The following is a 23,235-nucleotide window of genomic DNA, read 5'->3' as shown; positions in this document are numbered from 1 at the left end:
TAACCATGAAAAATTATCTTAAGCTGTTAATGAGTTGTTTATTGGTTTCATGGCTTTCTTATGGATATGCCGAATCTAAAGGAGGAGTCATTCGGTTTTCAGGTGCGATTGTTGATCCAGGATGTCAAGTTGTGATATCAAACACTCAAGCCAATATCTCTTGCTATCGATTAGGTAAAAATCTCACTGTTAAACAAATCATTTCAACTCACAAAACGAAAGGCGGTGTCATGCTTCCTGGCAACATAGGGGTTTCCAGCGTGAAGTGGACTGATAATCAGAAACGTGTGGCAATTGTTAATGTGGATTACTTCTAACTTCAAAGACGATGAGTTGCTCTTTGCATCAAGTGTTATTCTCGTCAAAAGAGCAACTCATATTTAAGGATAAAGAATTAGTCACAACGTCCCATATAGCGACGCTCTGCAATATGAATGCGGATTTTTTCACCCGAACTCAAGTATTCGGGAACTTGAATAGTCAATCCTGTACTCATTTTCGCCGGTTTAGTGCGAGCACTCGCTGATGCCCCCCTAATACCTGGTGATGTTTCTTCAATGACCATATCAACAGTCTGCGGCAATTCAAGCGCTAACAATTGCTCATCCATTGTCAGGACCTGCATGCCTGGTAAACCTTCTTCGGGAATAAATAGCAGTTCTTCTTCGATTTGATCTTTTTTGAAGTGATAAGGGGTGAAATCTTCGTCATCCATAAAGATATATTCATCACCATCAATATAGGAAAAACTTACGCTACGGCGGGTCAATGTGATGGTTTCAAGAATGTCATCACCTTTGAAACGTTCTTCCACTTTCTGACCAGTACGAATATCAGTAAACCGCATCTTATATAGCGTGCTGGCACCACGTGCGCTGGGCGATTGAATATCGATGTCTTTAACTAATAATAGCTTTCCATTGTAGCTGATTGCAGCGCCGCGCTTAATTTCATTGGCTTTAGCCATAGATACCTTCCGTAGAAACAAGGAAATAGTGGAATGAATATTGAAGTGGCGACAAAATTACTCGCAGTTGGTCTATTAGGCAAGAGGTGAATGAATGCCCCAGTAAAAATACTGGGGTGGCAGGAAAACATTAACGATAAACTGGCAACAAATCAAACAAAGAGAGAATGTGTGCTAGCGCATTTATCAAACCGAATAGGATAACAAAGACAATCAAAAAATTACCGCCCGGAGCCTGATAGCTGGATGTCGGAAAGCATTTACGGCTTGCTCGGGCCATTAAAGCCGGAACAATAACTGCCCAGATGGTTGCTGCCAGGCCAGCAAAACCGATGGCATAGAGGAAACCGTTTGGAAAAATCAGTGACAATGCAGTCGGGGGAACGAATGTAATCAGTGCTGTTTTAAAACGACCTTTGCCAGTGTCATCAAATTTAAAATAGTCTGCCAGATAGTCAAATAATCCTAATGATACACCTAAGAAAGAACTCGCCAAAGCCATATATGAAAAGGCATTTAAGAGTTGGCCCATTGTTGTATTATCAGAGGTTTTATCTATCTGTTGCAATAAGTTACCGATATTACCGCCATCAGCAATGATTTGTTTGAAGGCTTCACGCGGAATATTCCCCTGAATAACATACTGCCATAAAATGTAAATCGCTAATGTTATCAATGCCCCATATAGCAAGCTGTGTGTGACGGCTTTACTGTCTTTATTATAATACTTAACCAGCCCTGGAACGTTGCCGTGAAAACCAAATGAGGCTAATAAATAAGGTAACGAGATTAAAGCATAGGGTAAATAGTCTGAATGGGTATTAGCTTGATCAAATAAGATGGTTGGCTTAACTTCGGTAAACATACCACCGACAGACATAATAAAGGTAATGACCATGCCGCCTATCAAGATAGTGCTTAAGCGATCGACTGCTTTAGTCGATACCCAAACAATAAAGGCAACGATAAAGGCAAAGCATAATCCAGATATTGATTGAGGTAGCGGAATAATGTTCTCGATATTGTGAGAGAATATTGAACCACCTGCTGAAATATAAGCATAAGTTAAGATATACAGAACGAAGGTGATGGATAAATCATTAAGGGTACTCCAGCCTCTGCCTAACAAATCCTTAGTGACCGTATGGAAACTGGAGCCAGCAGGGTAATTCATATTGGCTTCCAGAATCATCAGACCAGAGAAATACATACATGCACAGGTATATAACAGCAAAATGATTGATCCTGTAAACCAGACACCTGATGTGACAATCGGAATGGAAAACATACCTGCGCCGACAGCAGTACCGGCAATGATCATAGCGCCACCAAATATAGAGGGGCGTTTCAAATTTTGCGTTACCTCAATGGACATATAGACTCCCTGATGAATGATGTTACCTTGTACTAGCGCAACGATACATAAATAAATTATATGTGTAAACAAATAATTAAGAAAATATATACAAAGGTAGGACAGGTATCTGAGAAAACCTGCCAGAAGGGAGTCCGGTATTAATTTGCGCAATAGATTTCACGAATCGCAAGAAATTATGCCGTTGCATATCTTACTTTTAGATGGCATTAACACAATGATCAATTGGGCAGTAATTTTAACTGAAACGATTCAATTTTGATGTTATAAATAACAGATAAAACTTAATATTACTTATGACTGTTTATTCAGGAGATACCGGGCAAGATGAGCCGTCGAGTTGCCACAATTACCTTAAATCCAGCTTATGATTTAGTTGGCTTATGCCCAGATATTGTTAAGGGACATGTTAACCGTGTACAGACGGCAGGGCTTCACGCGGCTGGTAAAGGAAACAATGTTGCAAAGGTACTGCGTGATTTAGGTATTGATGTGACTGTCAGTGGTTTTCTGGGACGAGAGAATCAGGGAGGGTTTCAGCAGTTTTTTAGCGAAAACAGGATGGTAAATCGTTTTCATCTCGTTTCTGGGCGAACGCGGATTAATGTCAAGTTGACTGAAAAACAGGGTGAAGTGACAGATTTCAATTTTTCTGGTTTTCATGTGACAGAAGAAGAATGGAGTCGGTTTGTCAGTGATTCTCTGACATGGCTGGGGCAGTTCGATATGGTTGTTGTCAGCGGTAGTTTGCCCGAAGGAATTACAGCAGAATCATTTGCGGATTGGATGATGCAATTACGACAGTCTTGTCCCTGCGTTATTTTCGACAGTAGCCGTGAAGCGTTTGTTGCTGGCCTTAAGGCATTACCTTGGCTGATAAAACCCAATCACCATGAATTGGAGATTTGGGCGGGTAGGCCATTGCCGGAATTGGATAGCGTTATTGATGCAGCTCATGAATTACGCAATAGGGGGATCGCCCACGTTGTTATTTCACTGGGAGAGCAGGGAGCATTATGGGTCAATGCCTCTGGTTCATGGTTGGCAAAACCACCACATTGTGCAGTAGTCAGCACAGTTGGGGCCGGGGATTCTATGGTTGGAGGATTGGTCTATGGTTTGCTGATGAGAGAATCCAGCGAACACACATTGCGCCTGGCGACCGCAGTTTCTGCGCTTACGGTTAGCCAGCCGAATGTCGGGATTAAAAGCCGTACTGAACTTGCATCAATGATGGCGAAGATCGAGTTAATTTCAGTCAGGTAATTAAGTCAGGTAATTAACTTTGCTGGGATTTTAGCCAGGCAATTTCTTCAACCCAGATGCCCGGATTGATCGTTTCAAGAACCAGAGGAATACCATTGAAACGGTCATCTTTCATGATATAGCTAAAAGGTGTTTTACCGATATTGCCTTCACCAAGGCTGTGATGTCGGTCAACACGGCTGGAAAATTCACTTTTGGCATCGTTTAGATGCATGGCCTTAAGATATTTGAATCCAACGATTTCATCGAATGCTTTGAAAGTCGCCTCGCAATCTTTTTCAGTGCGCAAATCGTAACCAGCTGCAAAAGCGTGGCAGGTGTCAATACAGACTCCAACTCGGGTTTTGTCTTCGACACCATCGATAATTGCCGCCAGCTGTTCGAATTTAAAACCAAGGTTGGTGCCCTGTCCGGCGGTATTTTCGATAACGGCAGTGACACCTTGTGTTTTATCCAAAGTCATATTAATGGATTCCGCAATACGGGCGAGGCACTTATCGGTGTCAATTTTATTGAGATGGCTGCCCGGATGGAAATTCAGCAGGTCGATGCCTAACTGTTCACAGCGCTGCATTTCATCAAGGAACGCTGCCCGGGATTTTTCCAGACCGTCTGTTTCAGGATGTCCAAGATTAATTAGGTAGCTGTCATGAGGGAGAATTTGTCGGCTATCATAACCGTAACGTTCACAGTTCGCTTTGAATTGATCAATAACTTCTGTCGATAACGGCGGGGCATACCATTGGCGCTGGTTTTTCGTGAACAAGGCAAATGCCGTTGCATTTAATTCATGGGCACGGATCACGGCCTGATCAACACCGCCCGCAGCACTCACATGGGCTCCAATAAATTTCATCTTATTTTCTCCTGTGTTTTCGTCATTATGGCATTGTTCACTTGATTGATAAAATTTTGGCAGCAAAAGTCAATTTAATATTCCTTCATGCTGAATTAGCGCAATAAATGATGGATGCCTTGATTGACGATTAATCCTCCCGCGACTAGCCAGACAAACAAAATAAGTGCCAGCAGAATGGGTTTAACCCCAGCCTGGCGAATAGCACTGATATGGGTGGTTAACCCTAACGCAATCATCGCCATTGCCAGCATGATGGTATCAATTAATATCCCGGTTGCACCAACATCTGTGATTTGCTGGAAAGTCAGACGGAATCCATAAAGGATGATGCCAGCGCGTAGTAGATAGTGTTTGGAGAAATGGATACCGCTATCACAGGTGGATTTTAAGGGAGGGTACAGTGTATTGCCGATAACCATCCCCAATAAGATGGCAAGCGTCAGAACACCTAATCCCATATTTATAAACCAGGGAATAGTTCCGATATAGATAGCGAGTGCTGTCAGGACTGCGACCAATATAAGACCGGGAATTAATTTTAATGTGGTATTGGGGTAGGCTTTGGTCAGTTTTCCTGGTTGATTTTCAGACATAATGGAGACTCTATTAGCTTATGTATTGCAGGAATAAGCATATAGAAGATTTTAAAATCAATAAAATTGATAATATTTGTAAATATTATCATTAAAATAGGTTAATTATGGGTGGCTTTTGTTAAGTTGCGTAATACTGTCTAGAATCAAGATTATCTTTCCCTTTTATTTGCTCCCCGCGAGGCCATATGCGTATCACTCTGAGACAACTGGAAATTTTTGCAGAAGTTCTGAAAAGTGGTTCAACGACACAGGCTTCTCAGCAATTAGCGTTATCACAATCTGCGGTAAGTGCTTCACTGACAGATCTTGAAGGACAGTTGGGAGTACAACTGTTTGATAGAGTCGGAAAACGTCTGGTCACCAATGAACATGGGCGTTTGCTCTATCCTAAGGCATTGGCATTACTTGAACAGGCTGGTGAAGTGGAACAGCTTTTCAAACTTGAACTGGGCGCATTGCGGTTAGCGGCCAGCAGCACGATTGGCAATTATATGTTGCCTGAAATGCTGGCCAGATACCGTCAGGATTACCCTGAGACACCACTGGAATTGAATATCAGTAATACTGGAGATGTCATCAAGGCAGTTGCTGGATTTCGTGTTGATTTGGGATTGATTGAAGGATTGTGTCACGATCCTGAGTTGATCACACAACCCTGGATGAAAGATGAGTTGATCGTTTTTTCCTCTCCGGAAAGCCCGCTGTTGCAATGTGAGCTGAACGTGGAAGATTTGATCAAAGCGCCCTGGATATTGAGAGAAAAAGGCTCAGGAACAAGAGAAATCTTGGATCATCTTTTGTTCTCACAAATGCCGAGATTCAATATTGCGATGGAGTTGGGTAATTCGGAAGCCATCAAACATGCTGTTCAATATGGAATGGGGATCAGTTGCCTTTCACGACGAGTTGTCCACGAACAATTAAAAAATGGCACATTATCTGAACTTGTTATTCCTGGACTTAGCCTCAATCGCACCTTGTACCTGATTTACCATCGTCAAAAGCATATCTCCAATGCGTTACGGAAGTTACTGAGTTATTGTCACTAATATTGAGAATATAATCGTATAGCTAATAATTGGCGGTGGATTATGAAGGTATCTTATAACCACGAATCGTTGCTATTCTGGCGACGAGGATTTGTTACAATTCCGCATTAAATTTATTTTAAATGATATAGGAATAGAATGTCTCGCGAAGAAAGTATGCCACGGGATCAGGCTCCGACAACCCTGCGCCGTGAATTAAAAGCACGCCATATGGCAATGATTGCCATCGGTGGATCAATTGGCACGGGGTTATTTGTTGCTTCTGGCACAACAATTTCTCAGGCTGGCCCTGGTGGAGCTTTACTTTCCTATGCATTAATTGGCCTGATGGTCTATTTCTTGATGGCCAGCTTAGGCGAATTGGCAGCGTATATGCCAGTTTCAGGATCGTTTTCAACTTATGGTTCCAAATATGTTGATGAGGGCTTTGGCTTCGCATTGGGATGGAACTACTGGTACAACTGGGCGGTGACGATTGCCGTTGACCTTGTCGCTGCGCAACTGGTAATGGGATATTGGTTTAATGATGTTCCTGGTTGGGTATGGAGTGCGTTGTTCCTTAGCTTGATTTTCCTGTTGAACGTCATTTCCGTCAAAGGATTTGGTGAGGCAGAATATTGGTTCTCCTTGATCAAAGTTTCCACAGTTATTGTGTTCATTGCCGTTGGCATTTTAATGATTGCCGGCATCATGCAAGGCGCTGAAAGTGCAGGTTGGCATAATTGGGCCGTGGGTGACGCTCCTTTTGCAGGTGGTTTTGCAGCCATGATAGGGGTGGCAATGATTGTTGGTTTTTCCTTTCAGGGGACAGAGCTGATAGGCATTACTGCGGGGGAGTCGAAAGATCCAGCGAAAAATATCCCTCGTGCGGTGCGCAAAGTATTCTGGCGTATCTTATTGTTCTATGTGTTTGCGATTTTAATCATCAGCCTGATCATTCCTTATACTGATCCGAATTTGTTACGCAATGGCGTGAAAGATATCAGTGTTAGTCCATTTACGCTGGTATTTGAAAATGCTGGCTTATTATCAGCGGCTGCAATAATGAATACGGTGATATTAACTGCTGTTCTGTCAGCGGGAAACTCAGGGATGTATGCATCTACCCGTATGCTATTCACTCTAGCAAAAGAGGGTAAGGCACCGAAAATTTTTAGTCATCTGTCTAAAGGTGGTGTTCCGCGTAATGCGCTTTATGCGACAACCGTGGTTGCAGGGCTGTGTTTTTTTAGCTCCATGTTTGGTAACCAAACCGTCTATTTGTGGTTATTGAATACATCAGGTATGACTGGATTTATCGCATGGCTTGGAATTGCAATCAGCCATTACCGCTTTCGTAAAGGTTATGTCGCCCAAGGTTTGGATCTCAATGCTCTGCCATATCGCTCAGGTTTTTTCCCTATTGGGCCGATTTTTGCCTTTATTTTATGTTTGGTTATCACTTTGGGCCAAAATTATCAGGCGTTTTTGCAAGATAAGGTTGACTGGTATGGCGTGACGGCGACTTACATTGGCATCCCGTTATTCCTGCTTATTTGGTTGGGTTACAAGCTGAAAAAGAAAACGCGTTTTGTGAAATACAGTGAGATGGCATTTCCCGCCTTCAAGTATACCGACAAAGAGTGATTTGTTAATAGGTTATTAATAAGCTGATTCTTATTGGTTAAAGTGTTATTGATTTTTTTACGAAAAACTGCCGGTTCTGTGATGGAATTGGCAGTTTTTATTTTTCATAGAGTTAGGGAATAAATATCAACGATAAATTTCGGATATACCATCCCGATCGCATTGATAAGTATTCTTATTTGCTTTATTGTTAGCAGCACAATTGTTGCATGAAGAGGCTAACTAAAGTGAAGTTTGTATTTCGAGCAGTCGTGAAAAGTATGAGTATCAGTCTAATGGCGGGTTCTGCCATGATGGCAAGTTTTGCATCTTGGGCTGAAACAGTCACTGATGTTGCTGGACGTACTGTTGAGGTGCCCGGGAAAGTCAATCGTATCTTGTTGGGTGAAGGCCGTCTATTCCATTCTATTGCCATCTTGGAAGGGGATAAACCTCTGGCTCGTATCGCTGGTTGGCAAGGTGATTTCCGTAAACTGGACCCACAAACTTACGCTATTTATAAAGCTAAATTTCCTGAAATCGATAATATCCCCCTGATTGGTAACACGAGTGCTGACAGTGTTAGCGCCGAGAAAGTGCTGACGCTTAACCCCGACGTTGCCATTTTTGGTCTGTCTGGACATGGGCCGGGAAAAAACAGTGAATTAGTGAAGCAGTTGGAGAAAGCAGGCGTCCCTGTTGTTTTTGTCGATTTCCGCAATGATCCCCTGAAAAATACATTACCTAGCATCCGTATGCTGGGCAAAGTCTTGCATCGTGAAGATCAGGCTAATGCTTACGCTGATTTTTATGAAAAAAATCTAAAATTGGTTACTGATATTACAGATCGTATACCCGATGCTGAGAAGCCTTCCGTATTTATTGAACTAAGAGCAGGTTCTAGCGAAGATTGCTGTGGTACGGCAGGTAACGGCAATATGGGGAACTTCATTGATTTGGCAGGTGGCAAAAACATCGCCAAAGAAATACTGCCTGCTCCATTGGGCACCGTGAATCTGGAAAAAGTCATTGCCGAAGATCCTTCTATTTACATCGCAAGCGGCGCACAAGATCCGGGTGACAAAGGTAGCGGGATCAAAATGGGCGCTCAAACTTCTGCCGATACTGCCCGTGCTGGCTTAAAAGAAATCACCGAACGTAAAGGTATCAATAACTTAACTGCCGTTAAGGAAGGGCGTAGCTATGCTATTTGGCATCACTACTATAACTCTCCTTATAATGTTGTTGTTGCCCAAGTTTTTGCTAAATGGTTCTATCCTGAGAAATTCGCTGATTTAGATCCGCAACAAACATTGAAAGAACTTCACAATAAATTCTTGGCTATTGAGCCGGTAGGCACATATTGGGTCAGCGAGAAATAAGCAGTAACAGGTAATAAAAATGAGCATCACTACCGAGCCTATGCCAATGGTGAAAAAACAATTGAGTGAGTGCGATATAAAAGCACATTATCGTCATATCCTGCGCCGACGTATTGCATGGATATTATTCATCATCTTGGCGATTGGCATTTCTGTTGTACTGGATTTTACAATAGGACCATCAGGGTTATCGCTGCAAACCCTCTGGCAAACCCTGTTTTCACCGGACAGTGTTAACGTAGCAACACGGGTGATTGTTTGGGATATTCGATTGCCCTATGCCTTGATGGCGGTAGTGATCGGCCTATCACTTGGGTTGGCCGGTGCTGAAATGCAGACAGTCTTGAATAACCCACTCGCCAGCCCCTCTACGTTAGGGGTTTCCGAAGCGGCTTCTTTTGGTGCGGCATTAGCCATTGTGCTTGACATTGGTATTCCGGGAATACCGGAGCAATGGTTTATTTCTGCAAATGCTTTTCTCTTTGCATTATTGGCTGCTTTAATGCTTGATGGCATTACCCGTTGGACGAGAGTTGCAACCACAGGTGTTGTATTGTTCGGGATTGCGATGGTATTTACCTTCGAGGCGTTAGTTTCGATGATGCAATTTATCGCTACGGAAGATACCTTACAGGGGCTGGTTTTCTGGACAATGGGCAGCCTTGGCAGGGCGACATGGGAAAAATTGGGCATTATGATGTTAGTTTTCTCTGTCATTACCTCTATCTCATTGAGTAATTCCTGGAAATTGACCGCATTGCGTCTGGGAGAAGACCGCGCGATCAGTTTTGGCATCAATATTGGCCGCCTGCGTTTGGGAACATTGTTGCGTATCAGTATCCTGACCGCATTAGCGGTTGCCTTTGTCGGCCCTATCGCCTTTATTGGATTGGTGGCTCCTCATATCGCCAGAATAGTATTTGGTGAAGATCACCGTTTCTTCTTGCCTGCGAGTGCGTTGATTGGTGCATTAGTTTTATCCATGGCGTCCATTGCTTCTAAAAACCTGATTCCGGGCGTGATCATTCCGGTTGGGATCGTGACATCGTTGGTTGGTGTGCCTTTCTTCCTGAGCATAGTTTTACGCCACAAGGGGAATGTATGAGTCAGGGGTTAAAAATCAATTATCTGACGGCAGGATATCCGAAGCATTCCGTGATTGAAAATCTGGATATCAATGCATTACCGCGTGGTCAAATCACGGTATTGTTGGGACCGAATGGTTGTGGTAAATCCACCCTCTTGCGTTCGTTGGCGGGATTGAATAAAGCCAGTGGTGAACTGCTGTTGGATGGGCAGGATCTGATGAAGATGAATTTTGCCCAACGTGCCAAAAATGTCGTTTATTTGCCCCAGTCATTACCGGCAGGTGTGCATCTTCATGTATTGGAATCGGTAATTGTTGCCCAACGAGCATCAGGTGGCGTGAGTAGTCACCAATGTGAGCAGGAAGTCATGGAACTGTTGCGCCAGCTTGGTATTGAGCATTTGGCGCTCAACTATTTGGATCAACTATCTGGTGGTCAAAAACAGTTAGTTGGATTGGCGCAATCATTGATCCGCCGTCCGACATTATTATTATTAGATGAACCATTAAGTGCGCTGGATTTAAATTACCAATACCATGTAATGGATTTAGTCGCACGTGAAACACACCGTCGTAATATTATTACGATTGTTGTTGTTCACGATATTAATATTGCATTGCGTCATGGTCATCATGTATTAATGCTAAAAAAAGGTAAATTAGTTTCCGAAGGTATGCCTGAGCAGGTTATTACACCAAGTAGTCTGGCGGAGGTTTACGGTATTAAAGGCCGGATTGAACGTTGTTCTCAGGGAATACCGCAAGTATTAATTGATGGTTTAGTGACAGAGTTAGCCAGTTAGAATAATAAAAACCATAAGTCGCTTTAGTAAAGCTAAAGCGTAATTTAATAAATATAACACTGACAGGAATAATTAAATTATTCCTGTATTGCGGGCATGTGTCGGTTACCTGTATCGATTCAAATAGTTCTATTCTACCTTTTGGAGAATTGGGAATGACAGTCTTTGCAAAGAAAAAAGTTGTATTAGGTATTATTGCTGCTATCTCATCCAGCGCTGTTTTTGCTGCTAATGCTACTAATAATGGAGAAGATAAAATTGTCGTAACTACTGCGTCAGGTTTCCAACAAAAAATTGAAGATGCACCTGCGTCTATTTCGGTTGTTAGTCGCGAACAATTGGAAACAAAAGCCTACCGTGATGTGACAGATGCATTGAAAGATGTGCCGGGAGTGGTTGTTACTGGCGGTGGTAGTAGCAGTGATATTAGTATCCGTGGTATGTCGTCACAATATACGGTGATCTTAGTTGACGGTAAGCGCGTGGATACACGCAACACTCGGCCAAATAGTGATGGCTCTGGTATTGAGCAGGGCTGGTTACCTCCATTGGCATCAATTGAACGTGTGGAAATTGTTCGTGGGCCAATGTCCTCCCTTTATGGTTCAGACGCTATGGGGGGTGTAATCAATATCATTACCCGTAAGGTACAAAAAGAATGGCATGTTAGCCTGCGTGGTGATACTACGTTAACAGAAAATAAAAACTCAGGTAATAGCTATCAGACCAGCGCTTATGCTGCAGGGCCACTAATTGAGGGATTATTGGGACTGAAGGTCAGTGGCTTGTTATCCCATCGTAATGAAGATAAATTTGTTGGCGGATTTAGAGAGCAGGAAATACGTAATGGTTCAGCCACTTTCTCTCTGACACCTGATGAACAAAATAGCTTTGATTTTGATATTGGACGTTATGAACAAGATCGTGATACAACGGCTGGTAAAAGTAGTAAAAAAAATGATATAAGCCGTTATAAGCGTAATAACTATTCAATCACTCACACAGGTGTTTATGATTTTGGTTCCATGACTTCTTATATTCAACGGGATGAATCGAATAATCCAGAACGTGAGATGAAATTTGCGGATACGCTTTTTAATAATCAGACAACATTCACGTTAGGCGATCATACATTGAGCGTTGGTGGACAATATCGTTATGAAAACCTGCGCGACAATGACAATGAAAATAAAATGATGTCTCAAAAAGGCGTGAATAAACTTACTCGCTGGGGTTGGGCATTATTTGCCGAAGATGAGTGGCAAATGACAAATGACTTAGCCTTAACAGGCGGAGTTCGTTTAGATAAGGATGAGATTTTTGGTACTCATTGGACACCTCGTCTGTATGGAGTATGGCATGTTGATGAGCAGTGGACAATTAAAAGCGGTGTTTCTACAGGATATCGTTCACCTAACCTGCGGCAGATAGCACCTAATTGGTGGCAAGCAACAGGTGGGTCTGGAGGGAACCAGATTATTATGAGCAATCCAGACCTGAAACCCGAAAAGAGTATCACTAAAGAAATAGGTATTATCTGGAATAATCAAGATAACTTTAATACGGGAATTACTCTATACCACACTGACTTTAAAGATAAAATATCAGAAAATATCATCTGTCTAAAAGACTCTCCAAAATGTCCTCTTGGTACTGGCAATTTCGAGATGGTTCGGGGTCGTACTAATGTTTCTAAAGCAGCAATGTTTGGTGTAGAGGCGACAATAAACTGGGATATTGTAAAGGACTGGTCACTAGCAATGAATTACACTTATACCGATACAGAACAAAAAAGTGGAGAGCATAAGGGTAAGCCATTGAATAAAATGCCTAAACATATGGTAAATGCAACCTTGAATTGGCAGGCATCACCTGAGATGCAAACTTGGGCTCGTGTTAATTTCCGCAGTAAATCATCGGATTACTTGTCTCGTCGGACTCAGATAAAGGGTGAGGATATCCATCTGAAAATGGATAATGGGAACCCATCTTACACTTTCGTAGATCTAGGTATGACTTATAATATAACGAAAGACCTACGTGTATTAGGCGGTATCTATAATATCTTTGATAAGCGCGTGACTTCTGAAACCCATGATGCCGTCCTGGATGGCCGCCGCTACAACATCGGCATTAATTATGATTTTTAATTAATATTTCGCTTCCTTATTAATATTAATCATTATACTTAACATCTGCACATCCTATAGAATCATCCTGCCATCAATTTTATCATGGTGGGATGATTTTTTTACTGGCAAAAAATCACCATTAAATGGTAAACCGCTTCTCTCTGTGCTAAAAACTAACCAAAGTCAAATCAACGGATATGATGGTATCAGGTTTCAGCACGAACTCAGTAGGAGCCAGCGCCATAAGGCTCCGTAGTGTCGTAAAAAATAATAAATTTTTAGTGTTATCGCCCTTGCTATTTCTGGACTTGAAGTGCAAAATGCGTGCACTAAAAATAACTGGTGTGTAAATATGCACCAGTTATTTTTTTTGCTTTGAGTTATTTTTTACAACACCAAGCGGCCGGATACAGTTCCGGATCGATATTGACCATAAGCAACCAAAATTAAACAGAGGTTGCTGTACTGAGGAATGCAAATATGGAGCAACTATTCTCTTTTGCACTTGTGCCAATTGGCGCTCGTTGCTGCAACGATGACTACGGGGCATGTTCCTCTGTCAATTCACCGTCCTCCAATTCTTCTTTCTTTTCTGTTTATAGACAGATGCGAAGTCAACCCAGTAACTATCGATTAAGTAGTTGTATCAGTACTCAGATCGAAGTTATGGGGGATTTCGCTCATGTCGCATAATACCACCACTCCAACTGCACTTGGTATTAACCAAGCCAGTGCTGATAACCGTGTTCAACTGAGAAGAACATTGACTCTGTTTCAAGTAGTCATGATGGGGCTTGCTTATATGCAGCCAATGACTATTTTTGATACATTTGGTATTGTTTCTGGCCTGACCAGCGGGCATGTTGCAACATCTTATGCTATTGCATTGATCGCGATTTTATTTACAGCGTTAAGTTATGGAAAATTAATCAAGCGTTTTCCATCGGCGGGTTCTGCTTATACTTACGTACAAAAATCAATGAACCCTCACCTCGGATTTATGGTCGGTTGGTCTTCTTTGCTGGATTATATGTTGATGCCGATGATCAACGTGTTATTGGCAAAGATTTATCTGCAAACGCTGTTCCCCGGTATTGAACCGTGGATCTTTGTGGTCGTGTTGACTGCAATTATGACAATTATCAATCTGAGTGGCATCAATGTCGTTGCTAATATTAATAGCATCGTCGTGATTGTCCAGATTGTTGTTATGGTAATACTTGTTGGGCTAATGGTTCGTGGTGTTTATAATGGAGAAGGTGCAGGAACGTTACTGAGTATTCAGCCATTTACATCAGAAGAAGCGCAATTAATTCCGATGATCACTGGTGCAACGATACTTTGCTTCTCATTTCTTGGGTTTGATGGTATTAGCTCTTTGTCTGAAGAAACACCAAATGCAGGTAAGGTTGTCCCCAAAGCGATTTTCCTGACTGCGTTAATTGGTGGCATGATCTTTATCACGGTCTCGTATTTCTTACAGCTCTATTTCCCGGATATTTCTCGGTTTAAAAACCCGAACGCCTCCCAACCAGAAATTATGCTTTATGTTGCTGGTGCGTTATTCCAGTATGTGATTCTTATATTCTCCACTGTCACGGTAATGGCTTCGGGTATGGCTGCACATGCGGGTGTATCTCGTTTGCTCTATGTTATGGGACGTGACGGCGTATTGCCTGAAAAAGTCTTTGCTTATGTTCACCCTAAATGGCGTACTCCAGCTATTAACGTGATATTGGTTGGTATTATCGCCTTATCAGCATGTTGGTTGGATTTGGTGACGGCGACGGCACTGATCAATTTTGGTGCGCTGGTTGCCTTTACGTTTGTTAATTTATCGGTAATTTCTCAATTCTATATTCGTGAACGTCGTAATAATACCTTGAAAGAAACCTTGAATTTCTTGATATTGCCACTTCTTGGTGCTGCGACTGTGGGTGTTTTATGGATGAATTTAGAATCAAATTCGATGGAGTTAGGCTTGATATGGGGAGGCATTGGTCTTATTTATATGTTTTTCCTGACTCGTCGCTTCCGTCAGCCAATGCCGCAGTTTACTGAATCATAATCAGAAAACATTGCAGTATTTTGTTCTAAAAAACAGCATCGTCAGGTGCTGTTTTTTTATTGAAATGACAAAAGAGAGCGTAAAACAGACAAATATTACCAAAAAGCATCATATAATAAGAAAATTTCCATGCCTGTTTTCATTAAAAGCCTGTCTGTCTGGCTCAAGTAAGGTAAGAGAACTATTATGAATGATGCCAAAAATCCCCCAAATCAGCAATTAATGGCCACTCTCACGAATATTGTTGGATCTTCTCATATTCTCACTGAACCTCGAAAAACGGAACGTTATCGTAGAGGCTTTCGTTCTGGACAAGGGGATGCCCTTGCAGTTGTATTTCCGGGGTCATTATTGGAGCAATGGAGAGTATTCAAAGCCTGTATTGAAGCTGACAAAATTATTTTGATGCAGGCAGCCAATACCGGATTAACGGAAGGCTCGACACCAAGCGGTAATGATTATGACCGCGATATCGTCATTATTAGTACCTTACGAATGGATAAAATTCAGATTCTTCAATCAACAAATCAAGTTATTGCATTCCCTGGTAGTACATTGTGGCATTTAGAAAAAGTATTGAAACCATTGGGACGCGAGCCACACTCAGTTATTGGTTCGTCCTGTATTGGTGCATCCGTTATTGGGGGAATTTGCAATAACTCAGGGGGATCTCTGGTTCGGCGTGGGCCGGCTTATACTGAAATGGCTCTATATGGCCGCGTTAATGAGAAGGGAGAAGCTGAACTGATTAACCATTTGGGAATATCGTTGGGTGATCAACCTGAAGATATCTTGACTTGCCTGGAAGAGCAACGTTATCGAACCGAAGATATTCAGCATAGCGACAGGGTCGCTTCTGATCATGAATACTCACAGCGTGTTCGGGATGTTGATGCAGATACACCATCACGGTTTAATGCTGATGAGCGCAGGCTGTTTGAAGCCTCTGGTTGTGCGGGTAAATTGGTTGTTTTTGCTGTTCGACTTGATACTTTTCCGGCAGAGCCATCTTCACAGGTTTTTTATATCGGCACTAATCAACCCGAAGTACTGACAGAATTGCGGCGTCATATTCTATCTAATTTTCAGCATTTACCCGTTGCTGGTGAGTACATGCATCGGGATGTATTTGATATCGCAGAAATATATGGGAAAGACACCTTTGTTATGATTGATAAACTAGGCACAGATAAAATGCCAATGTTTTTTGATTTGAAAGGACGAATGGACGCACTTTCAGGTAAAGTGCCATTTTTACCCGCACATTTAACTGATCGTGTTATGCAGGGATTGAGTCGTTTATTACCTGCCCATTTACCCACTCGTCTGAAAGAATACCGAAATCGTTTTGAACACCACTTAATGCTGAAAATGTCAGGTGAAGGTATAAAAGAGGCGAATGAATGGCTGGAAAATTACTTTAAGCAGGCTGATGGGGCGTATTTTGCTTGTACTCCAGAAGAAGGGGCGAAGGCATTCTTACACCGTTTTGCAGCCGCAGGAGCCGCTATTCGTTACCAGGCTGTTCACAGCGATGAAGTGGAAGATATTTTAGCATTGGATATAGCCTTACGGCGCAATGATCGTGAATGGTTTGAAATTTTGCCAGCCGAAATCAGTAAGGCATTAGTCCATCGGCTATATTACGGGCACTTTATGTGCTATGTATTCCACCAGGACTATATTGTTAGAAAGGGCGCAGATATCCATGCATTGAAAACAAAAATGCTGGAAATTTTGCATCAGCGCGGCGCTGAATACCCGGCCGAACATAACGTTGGTCACTTGTATAAAGCTAAACCACAGCTTAAGCATTTTTATCAAGCGATTGATCCAACGAATACCCTAAATCCGGGAATTGGGAAAACCTCCAAGCTGAAAAATTGGGGCGGAGAGTGTGGTTGCTCAGTTGTCCGACATCAACATGATTAGTTTACGGTTATGACGGAATGAAAATAGAAAAAGACAAAACATCGGTGTTTGTCTTTTTCTTTCCTATTGGATTGTATACTCGATAAACGTCAAGTTGTAATCCGCAAGGCGACGCGAAGCTTTATATTTCCCCGCGCAGCGGGGGAATATAACACGCATCTTGAAGTTGGCTTGGTATAGAATTTACATCAAAGCCTTATTCGGCTATTTGGATTGTATAATCAACTAATGCTTTTAACTGGCGGCATTTTTCTTCATCAGACTGATATTCAATAAAAAGCTCTTCAATAGTTGCAAGATATCGGCTGATGTATTCCTGGGTTAATGTATTCTGACGATGACGCAGCCAACGTTGTTGCTCGTCATCGTCCAATGTTGCTGGATAGTTTCTCGCACGATAGCGGAATAGCAGCGGCTTAATGCGCACATCCTGAAACGTTAAATCCAGTGCGGGCAAGTTCTGGGGAGCAGTTTCTCTGATAATTTCCATGGCAGTTTTATCGGCATCACTGAAAAAACCACTATATAGTTTGGTATCGACATTATCAGATTCTGGAAATACTTCGGGATGGGAGAACAGTTCAACGACTTTCTCCCTGATTTGCGGATTATTGCGCAAGATAGCCAGATTTTGCTCACATTGATTGCGGTTTAATCCTACTCGCTCTGCGTCTTTTGGCCGTAAGGTATTTTCTGGTGCTATGATTGGGCATTTATTAATGTGCACAAGTTTAATGGGGACAGGGCGTTGATCTGGCTGTAACGCATCCCGTCGAGTATACAAGCGTTCGCGTAATTCATCTGCGCTGAGTTCCAGAAGCGGAGCGATATCACCGGCCAAATCGTACATGATAACCGCATTACGGTTAGTCGGATGCCACGCCAGAGGAGCGATAAGGCTAATATTGCTGCGCAAAACCCCAAACATGCCCGATACATGAACCAGCGGTTTCATTTGCGGGATATCGATTTGATTGCTGATTTTCTGTTTATTTCTTAACTGGAAAAAATAATCAAACAGTTTAGGTTGCGCTTTTTTCACCAGCTTTGCCATAGCGATAGTGGCATAAACATCGGACATGGCATCATGGGCGTGAGTATGCTCAATCCCATTGGCTTTTGTCAGATGTTCCAATTTGAAGCTAGGTAATCCATCTTCATTGTCTGGCCAGACAATACCCTCTGGACGCAAGGCATAGCAGGCGCGTAATAAATCGAGCAAATCCCAGCGCGAGTTGCCTTTTTGCCAGCTATAGGCGTAAGGATCGTAAAAGTTACGATAAAAGATATTTCGGCTGACTTCGTCATCAAAACGAATGTTGTTATATCCAAGAATACACGTATTGGGTTTGCTGAATGCTTCATGGATTTGTCGGGTGAATTCGGCCTCGTTGACGCCTTTTTTCAATGCCAGCTGGGGAGTAATTCCTGTGATCATGACAGCTTCAGGATCGGGAAGATAATCATCAGCGGGAGCACAATACACCACCAAAGGTTCTTCAATGATATTGAAATCACTGTCAGTGCGAACTCCTGCAAATTGTGCGGGGCGATCTAAGGCCGGATGTTTACCAAAAGTTTCATAATCATGAAAGTAGAATGATGGTTGTTTGTTATCGGTAGACAAAGTTTTTTTCCGTAAGTTATTGGTGTTTATCTTTATGATTTTAATGATTTTATAAACTAAATTTAACTGTATTTTGCTTTAAATGTTTGATTGTGTCCTTTACTGTCTAGTTTCGTCCATGCAATATTAAGTACAGAATGAGTACAAATTAATATTGCTATGAGTACAAAACGATATGGCTATTAGTGACACAAAATTACGCTTTATACATGGTAAACCATATCAGGGGAATCCTGAAATAACAGATATCGACGGACTTAGCGTCCGAGTGTCTCCCAAAGGGATGATCACGTTTCAGTGCCGTTACAGATTTAGCGGCAAACAACACAGAATTGGTATAGGCCGATATCCGGCTATTTCATTGCGGGACGCTAGGGCAAAAGCTGTAGAAATAAAAATTCTCGTTGAACAAGGGGTAGATCCTCGAACACTAAATGATTCTACAGAGAGAAAGATAACAACGTTGGATGATTGCATTAAATACTGGGCAGATACATATGTATATGTACAATTGAGACCAAAAACCCAGGCACTCTATGATGCTATGGTGATAAAAAACACATCTGGAAAATTTCCTAACACAGACATTGAGAAAATAACGTCCAGAGAGTGGATTGACTTATTTGCAGGGTTCGAGAAAGAGAATCCTAAAAAAGCGCATAAATTATTTATTCAATTAAAATCAGCTATTAACTGGTGCATTAGGCGGCAACTAATAGACTCATGCCAAATAATGAAAATCAACCCAAGAGATATTGGCGAAAGATCTAGTATAGGCGACCGGGTTTTATCATATCAGGAGCTTGCTAAAATTTGGCTAGCCATAGAGAGAAGCCGAGCATCAACATCTAATAAATTATTACACCAAATGGTGATGTTATGGGGATGTCGGTTGTCAGAACTTAGATTAGCCACTATTCAAGAATTCGACTTAGAAAATGAAATATGGACAGTTCCTTCCGAGCACAGTAAGACTAAAAAAATAATACGAAGGCCAATATTTGATGGCATTCGCCCGCTTCTTGATAAGAGTCTTATCACTTACAAAGATATTCTTTTCCCAGGGCAGGATATTCGTGAACCAATTTCTATAGCGGCAGCAAACAGGTATGTAATACGAATTAGGGATGGTCTGGATATGGATAAATGGCGAGCACATGACTTCAGGAGGTCGCTTGCGACTCGCCTATCTGAGGAAGGTGTTGCCCCACATGTAATAGAAAAAATGCTGGGGCATGAGATTGGAGGGGTAATGGCTATTTATAACAAGCACGATTGGATTGATGATCAGCGTGAGGCGTATGGTATTTATTTTGACAAATTGATGTGGCATCTTAGGAAGATAACTGACTGACACCGCCATCTTCTATCCACTTATAAAAATCCTTGCGTAGGTAGGCCTTAGGGCGGAGTTTTACTGGCCTTGGGAACTTCCTGCGCTTCTCGTAATCCCATAGTGTTTGTCGGGAAGTAATGCCTAGCTTTTTCATCACTTCGTCTTTTGATATTAATTTTTTATCCATCTTTCATCTCCTTATCAATCATATCTACGTAGTATCGCAGCCACATCACAGGTTGAAATACGCTCTTTTGATGTGGCGACATGACACATTTAAATTCGGGTAGGTGTTTACTGAGTATTTCTGCGGTCTGCTGGTTGGTACGTTTCAGATGTTGCTTCAATTCTCTACGGCATTCCCTTGCCACCATCCTCCTTGCGTTCTCGAATTCGCTAGTCATGGGTATTGATAGTAATGTCTTCTAACTTTATTCCCTGAAATCCCCCTCGCTCTAATATAGTTTTGATGTCACCACGGATTAACTCTGAATATTCAGAATCAGGGACGGGATAATCACTGTTAACATATTCGTGCACTTCCGTTTTAGTCATATCAATTTTTGCTTTCATGCTATTTTCCTCAATTGTTCATTGCCGACATTAATCAAATAATTTCGATCGACGGTTGTTATTATTCTGCGTGGGTTAGTGAATGGTCGCCAAATTAGCAATAAACTACCTTTGTTATTTCCATTCACTGGTTTTTGTGTTTCTGCGTTAACAAATGAAATCCGTCCACCCGTTATTAATCTGACCTCATCGACAGTTTCCATTGCTAATTTAAACCAGCCTACAGATGTATCAGAGGGAACTAACATCACGACAGGTTGTAACTGTTTCTGACATTCGATAGCGGCTTTCTCTATCCATTTTGGAATATTGCTATAGGGTGGATTACAGAATATTGCACCGTAACTCTCCCAATTACACACCAGTGCATTATCTCGTTCCGTGAGATAATTTGTGCACAGGGTATTTTGAGCATCGGCGGCGGCATCTAAATAAAATCCGAATTCTAAATCGAGTGCCAGAAATAACGGGAGTGGAGTTTGCCAGAGGTCGCGCAGTTCTTTTGGGGTATTACTGCCTCCGTAGTCACTCATCCCTCGTTTTCCTCCTATCCCGCTCATAATCCTCCCCGCACTCTTTGCTACAGAATGCGCCGTGTGCTGCTGGCTCCGTCTCACACCATCGGCACATGCCGTTGATACTGGTTAATGCTGGTGGCCGGTTCTGGAGTGCATGAGATAACCTCAGCTCATTTAATTCATTCGCTGCATCGATAATATCCATGATGGTTCTCTATTTGTTGCGGTGAGGATATAGGTTTACTGCGAATACGCTTTTTCCATCACCTATATCATGAATGCTTTTATAAACCTCGCCATCAGCTAAATTATATATAGCCACAGGCTTCATATTTTCATATTCAGCGAGTTTTTCTACAGCCTCACAGAGTTTGATTATATTTTGAGGTGATATCACCAAATCGAGATAACCAATTCTACTGTAAAACTTATCGCGGCTTTCATTTTCTTTGGAAGATAGATATTCCTTTTCTGCGGATAATACCGCCTCACTACGCTTTTTTATTTCTCGCGCCAACTCAATTACATTATTGTTCATTATTATCACCTCCCAGCCAATTTAAAAATATCTGCATACTATTTTCATCTATTACACGCTGACCGTTATCCAATGTATGAACTGTTATCTGAATATTGTCGATGTTAATAGTTCCACTATTTATAACGGTGGGTAGTTGTTCATTTTGATTATTCATTACTATCACCTAAACCCCCTGCATATATGCTTTTATGAATTCTTCCGCAACCGGCGCGACGATGGCGTTTCCGTAGGCGCACAATCGTCCCACTCTTCCGGCAGTCCTATTAGCAGTCTCGCCATAACCGGATGGAATGATTCTAATTTTTTCATCTGCTCCCTGGCTGGCTTTCCAGCCATTCCAAACGTGTGTAACCACATTTGGCGATACAGAGAGTCGTTCCGAATCTTGCCGTCCTTTCTCACAAAGGAGCCGCTTATATCGCCGCAATCCTTGTGGCATCGTGTCGTTGGTGTGGCCCACCCAATAGAGCCGTTGTCTGATGTGCGGTGCACCGACGCCCGCAGCGCATAAATCAACCGCTGCTGAGGTGTAACCCGTTCCCGCCAGGTCAGCCTGTACAAGGTCGAACCAGGCAAGGCCGTCTTTGCTTGCAACCTGTTCGCCAAAGATAATGCCAGGCCTGCATTGTCCGATGAGGTAGTGGAAGTAGGGCCATAAGTGCCGCTCGTCAGTAAACCCAGATCTTTTGCCTGCCGCGCTGAAAGGCTGGCACGGGCAGGAGCCTGTCCAGACGGATTTATCATCCGGCCAACCGGCATTACGGAGGGCGTAACTCCAGACTCCGATCCCTGCGAAAAAGTGGCACTGCTTATATCCTCGTAAATCATCAGGTCTGACATCCTCAATACTCCTTTCATCAACATCGCCTGGTGCGATATGACCGGCTGCAATTAAATTTCTCAGCCACTGTGCGGCATAGGGGTCTATCTCGTTGTAATAGGCCGTCATTTTAAATTCCTGCATACATTCGCTGCCCGTTCGCACATTTCAGTGTCAAACCAACCGAAATGGCATTCGTTGAAACTGATATTTAATTGATTTGCTAACCATCTGTACGCATCCGTGCGCTCCAAATTACAACTCCTGACTACATCATCGAAATACCGATGAGCCGATGCTCTGGCTCTGCGTGTCGTTTTATCTGCCAGTGACCCCATCGGAATATCCGTTCCCGGATGAATACTGACACGCGCACCACATGCCCAGCAGTGGTATAGCCACGGCCAGCGGTTATCATGGATGCGTTTAAAAACATTCAGGTGATGCTCAATCATCACGTGTCTGCCACAATAACGGCAGTGTGTCGGAATGGGATAGGGGTCATTGACTCTTGCAATCGCTCTGGGATTGGGGTTCCATGGGGTGAACTGCATATGTCCTCCCGAATTTGGTTACAATAATCCTCCCGCCGCAAAGCAGCGTAGTGATAGGGTTGGGGTTAATTAGATACTTCTGTCTGGATTGCCGAGCACGAAGACCCGGTGTTGAAAATCGATAATCAAAACGGAATGTCATCAT

At 42.5% G+C, this 23,235-nt stretch carries 24 protein-coding genes and 1 pseudogene; 11 read left to right on the top strand and 14 right to left on the bottom strand.

The annotated features are described in order from the left end of the window. Window positions 1-5: 5 nt before the first annotated feature. Window positions 6-317, top strand: a complete 312-nt coding sequence (locus AAY47_RS09750) for a type 1 fimbrial protein (RefSeq protein ID WP_047769326.1) — start codon at window positions 6-8, stop codon at window positions 315-317. 77 nt (window positions 318-394) lie between these two features. On the opposite strand, the gene yeiP is transcribed toward AAY47_RS09750, so the two are convergent. Together yeiP and mtr are read right to left on the bottom strand one after the other, a co-directional pair. Next, complete coding sequence (gene yeiP / locus AAY47_RS09745; RefSeq protein WP_047769324.1) at window positions 395-967, bottom strand: elongation factor P-like protein YeiP; 573 nt, start codon at window positions 965-967, stop codon at window positions 395-397. A 130-nt stretch (window positions 968-1,097) separates the two neighbouring features. After that, on the bottom strand, window positions 1,098-2,342 hold the full coding sequence (mtr, locus tag AAY47_RS09740) for a tryptophan permease (RefSeq protein ID WP_047769322.1): 1,245 nt from the start codon (window positions 2,340-2,342) through the stop codon (window positions 1,098-1,100). 327 nt (window positions 2,343-2,669) lie between these two features. Between mtr and fruK the strand changes: the two genes are divergently transcribed. Continuing rightward, complete coding sequence (gene fruK, locus AAY47_RS09735; RefSeq protein WP_047769320.1) at window positions 2,670-3,608, top strand: 1-phosphofructokinase; 939 nt, start codon at window positions 2,670-2,672, stop codon at window positions 3,606-3,608. Between the two features lie 13 nt (window positions 3,609-3,621). Here fruK and nfo read toward each other — a convergent pair whose 3' ends face one another. From nfo to AAY47_RS09725, 3 genes and pseudogenes are all read right to left on the bottom strand, one after another. Further along, window positions 3,622-4,464, bottom strand: coding sequence for a deoxyribonuclease IV (gene nfo / locus AAY47_RS09730; protein ID WP_047769319.1), 843 nt, complete (start codon window positions 4,462-4,464; stop codon window positions 3,622-3,624). A gap of 95 nt (window positions 4,465-4,559) precedes the next feature. Continuing rightward, window positions 4,560-4,703 (bottom strand): hypothetical protein, encoded by a 144-nt coding sequence (locus AAY47_RS23285; protein ID WP_419177439.1) that lies wholly within the window; start codon window positions 4,701-4,703, stop codon window positions 4,560-4,562. Between the two features lie 8 nt (window positions 4,704-4,711). Continuing rightward, window positions 4,712-5,060: pseudogene (locus AAY47_RS09725) on the bottom strand (putative sulfate exporter family transporter); the annotation flags it as partial. 188 nt (window positions 5,061-5,248) lie between these two features. Between AAY47_RS09725 and yieE the strand changes: the two are divergent. The 8 genes from yieE to dld all read left to right on the top strand — a co-directional run bounded on the left by yieE (window position 5,249) and on the right by dld (window position 17,121). Beyond that, entirely contained in the window at window positions 5,249-6,112 is an 864-nt protein-coding gene (gene yieE / locus AAY47_RS09720; protein ID WP_047769315.1) for a DNA-binding transcriptional regulator YeiE, read from the top strand. A gap of 138 nt (window positions 6,113-6,250) precedes the next feature. Beyond that, window positions 6,251-7,738: an amino acid permease gene (locus tag AAY47_RS09715; RefSeq protein WP_047769313.1), complete on the top strand. Its 1,488-nt coding sequence runs from the start codon at window positions 6,251-6,253 to the stop codon at window positions 7,736-7,738. 260 nt (window positions 7,739-7,998) lie between these two features. Then, window positions 7,999-9,099: an ABC transporter substrate-binding protein gene (locus tag AAY47_RS09710; protein ID WP_369813289.1), complete on the top strand. Its 1,101-nt coding sequence runs from the start codon at window positions 7,999-8,001 to the stop codon at window positions 9,097-9,099. Between the two features lie 19 nt (window positions 9,100-9,118). Then, entirely contained in the window at window positions 9,119-10,204 is a 1,086-nt protein-coding gene (locus AAY47_RS09705; protein ID WP_047769309.1) for a FecCD family ABC transporter permease, read from the top strand. After that, window positions 10,201-10,989 (top strand): ABC transporter ATP-binding protein, encoded by a 789-nt coding sequence (locus tag AAY47_RS09700; protein ID WP_047769307.1) that lies wholly within the window; start codon window positions 10,201-10,203, stop codon window positions 10,987-10,989. The genes AAY47_RS09705 and AAY47_RS09700 overlap by 4 nt, the downstream gene beginning before the upstream one ends. A 155-nt stretch (window positions 10,990-11,144) precedes the next feature. Beyond that, window positions 11,145-13,139 carry a ligand-gated channel protein gene (locus tag AAY47_RS09695; protein WP_047769305.1) on the top strand — a complete coding sequence of 665 codons (1,995 nt, stop codon included), beginning with the start codon at window positions 11,145-11,147 and terminating at the stop codon, window positions 13,137-13,139. A 664-nt stretch (window positions 13,140-13,803) separates the two neighbouring features. After that, window positions 13,804-15,189 (top strand): APC family permease, encoded by a 1,386-nt coding sequence (locus AAY47_RS09690; protein ID WP_047769303.1) that lies wholly within the window; start codon window positions 13,804-13,806, stop codon window positions 15,187-15,189. 186 nt (window positions 15,190-15,375) lie between these two features. Continuing rightward, window positions 15,376-17,121: a D-lactate dehydrogenase gene (gene dld, locus AAY47_RS09685; RefSeq protein WP_047769301.1), complete on the top strand. Its 1,746-nt coding sequence runs from the start codon at window positions 15,376-15,378 to the stop codon at window positions 17,119-17,121. 196 nt (window positions 17,122-17,317) lie between these two features. Here the strand turns inward: dld and sbcB are convergent, their stop codons facing one another. Next, window positions 17,318-18,748, bottom strand: a complete 1,431-nt coding sequence (sbcB, locus tag AAY47_RS09680) for an exodeoxyribonuclease I (RefSeq protein ID WP_047769299.1) — start codon at window positions 18,746-18,748, stop codon at window positions 17,318-17,320. Between the two features lie 175 nt (window positions 18,749-18,923). On the opposite strand from sbcB, the gene AAY47_RS09675 reads away from it, so the two are divergent. Continuing rightward, window positions 18,924-20,102: a tyrosine-type recombinase/integrase gene (locus tag AAY47_RS09675; protein WP_047769297.1), complete on the top strand. Its 1,179-nt coding sequence runs from the start codon at window positions 18,924-18,926 to the stop codon at window positions 20,100-20,102. Here the strand turns inward: AAY47_RS09675 and AAY47_RS09670 are convergent. The 8 genes from AAY47_RS09670 to AAY47_RS09640 form a co-directional block, all read right to left on the bottom strand. Then, entirely contained in the window at window positions 20,083-20,271 is a 189-nt protein-coding gene (locus AAY47_RS09670; RefSeq protein WP_047769296.1) for a helix-turn-helix transcriptional regulator, read from the bottom strand. The two genes, AAY47_RS09675 and AAY47_RS09670, sit on opposite strands and share 20 nt — an antisense overlap. Before the next feature lie 209 nt (window positions 20,272-20,480). Next, window positions 20,481-20,657: a hypothetical protein gene (locus AAY47_RS21970; RefSeq protein ID WP_160300196.1), complete on the bottom strand. Its 177-nt coding sequence runs from the start codon at window positions 20,655-20,657 to the stop codon at window positions 20,481-20,483. Further along, complete coding sequence (locus tag AAY47_RS09660; RefSeq protein ID WP_047769294.1) at window positions 20,654-21,190, bottom strand: phage N-6-adenine-methyltransferase; 537 nt, start codon at window positions 21,188-21,190, stop codon at window positions 20,654-20,656. Before AAY47_RS09660 ends, AAY47_RS21970 begins: the two co-directional genes overlap by 4 nt. Beyond that, window positions 21,183-21,380: a hypothetical protein gene (locus AAY47_RS09655; RefSeq protein ID WP_047769293.1), complete on the bottom strand. Its 198-nt coding sequence runs from the start codon at window positions 21,378-21,380 to the stop codon at window positions 21,183-21,185. The genes AAY47_RS09660 and AAY47_RS09655 overlap by 8 nt, the downstream gene beginning before the upstream one ends. Window positions 21,381-21,389: 9 nt before the next feature. Beyond that, window positions 21,390-21,713: a hypothetical protein gene (locus AAY47_RS09650; RefSeq protein WP_047769292.1), complete on the bottom strand. Its 324-nt coding sequence runs from the start codon at window positions 21,711-21,713 to the stop codon at window positions 21,390-21,392. Next, window positions 21,703-21,870 carry a hypothetical protein gene (locus AAY47_RS21965; protein ID WP_160300184.1) on the bottom strand — a complete coding sequence of 56 codons (168 nt, stop codon included), beginning with the start codon at window positions 21,868-21,870 and terminating at the stop codon, window positions 21,703-21,705. The genes AAY47_RS09650 and AAY47_RS21965 overlap by 11 nt, the downstream gene beginning before the upstream one ends. Before the next feature lie 9 nt (window positions 21,871-21,879). Then, window positions 21,880-22,665, bottom strand: coding sequence for a DNA cytosine methyltransferase (locus tag AAY47_RS09645; protein ID WP_047769291.1), 786 nt, complete (start codon window positions 22,663-22,665; stop codon window positions 21,880-21,882). Then, window positions 22,662-23,090, bottom strand: coding sequence for a zinc-finger-containing protein (locus AAY47_RS09640; RefSeq protein WP_047769289.1), 429 nt, complete (start codon window positions 23,088-23,090; stop codon window positions 22,662-22,664). The genes AAY47_RS09645 and AAY47_RS09640 overlap by 4 nt, the downstream gene beginning before the upstream one ends. Between the last annotated feature and the right edge of the window lie 145 nt (window positions 23,091-23,235).

Source organism: Xenorhabdus griffiniae, assembly GCF_001028135.1.
Lineage (GTDB): Bacteria > Pseudomonadota > Gammaproteobacteria > Enterobacterales > Enterobacteriaceae > Xenorhabdus > Xenorhabdus bakwenae.
The sequence above is the reverse complement of the archived record's forward strand: the minus strand, read 5'-3'. Positions and strand labels throughout refer to the sequence as shown.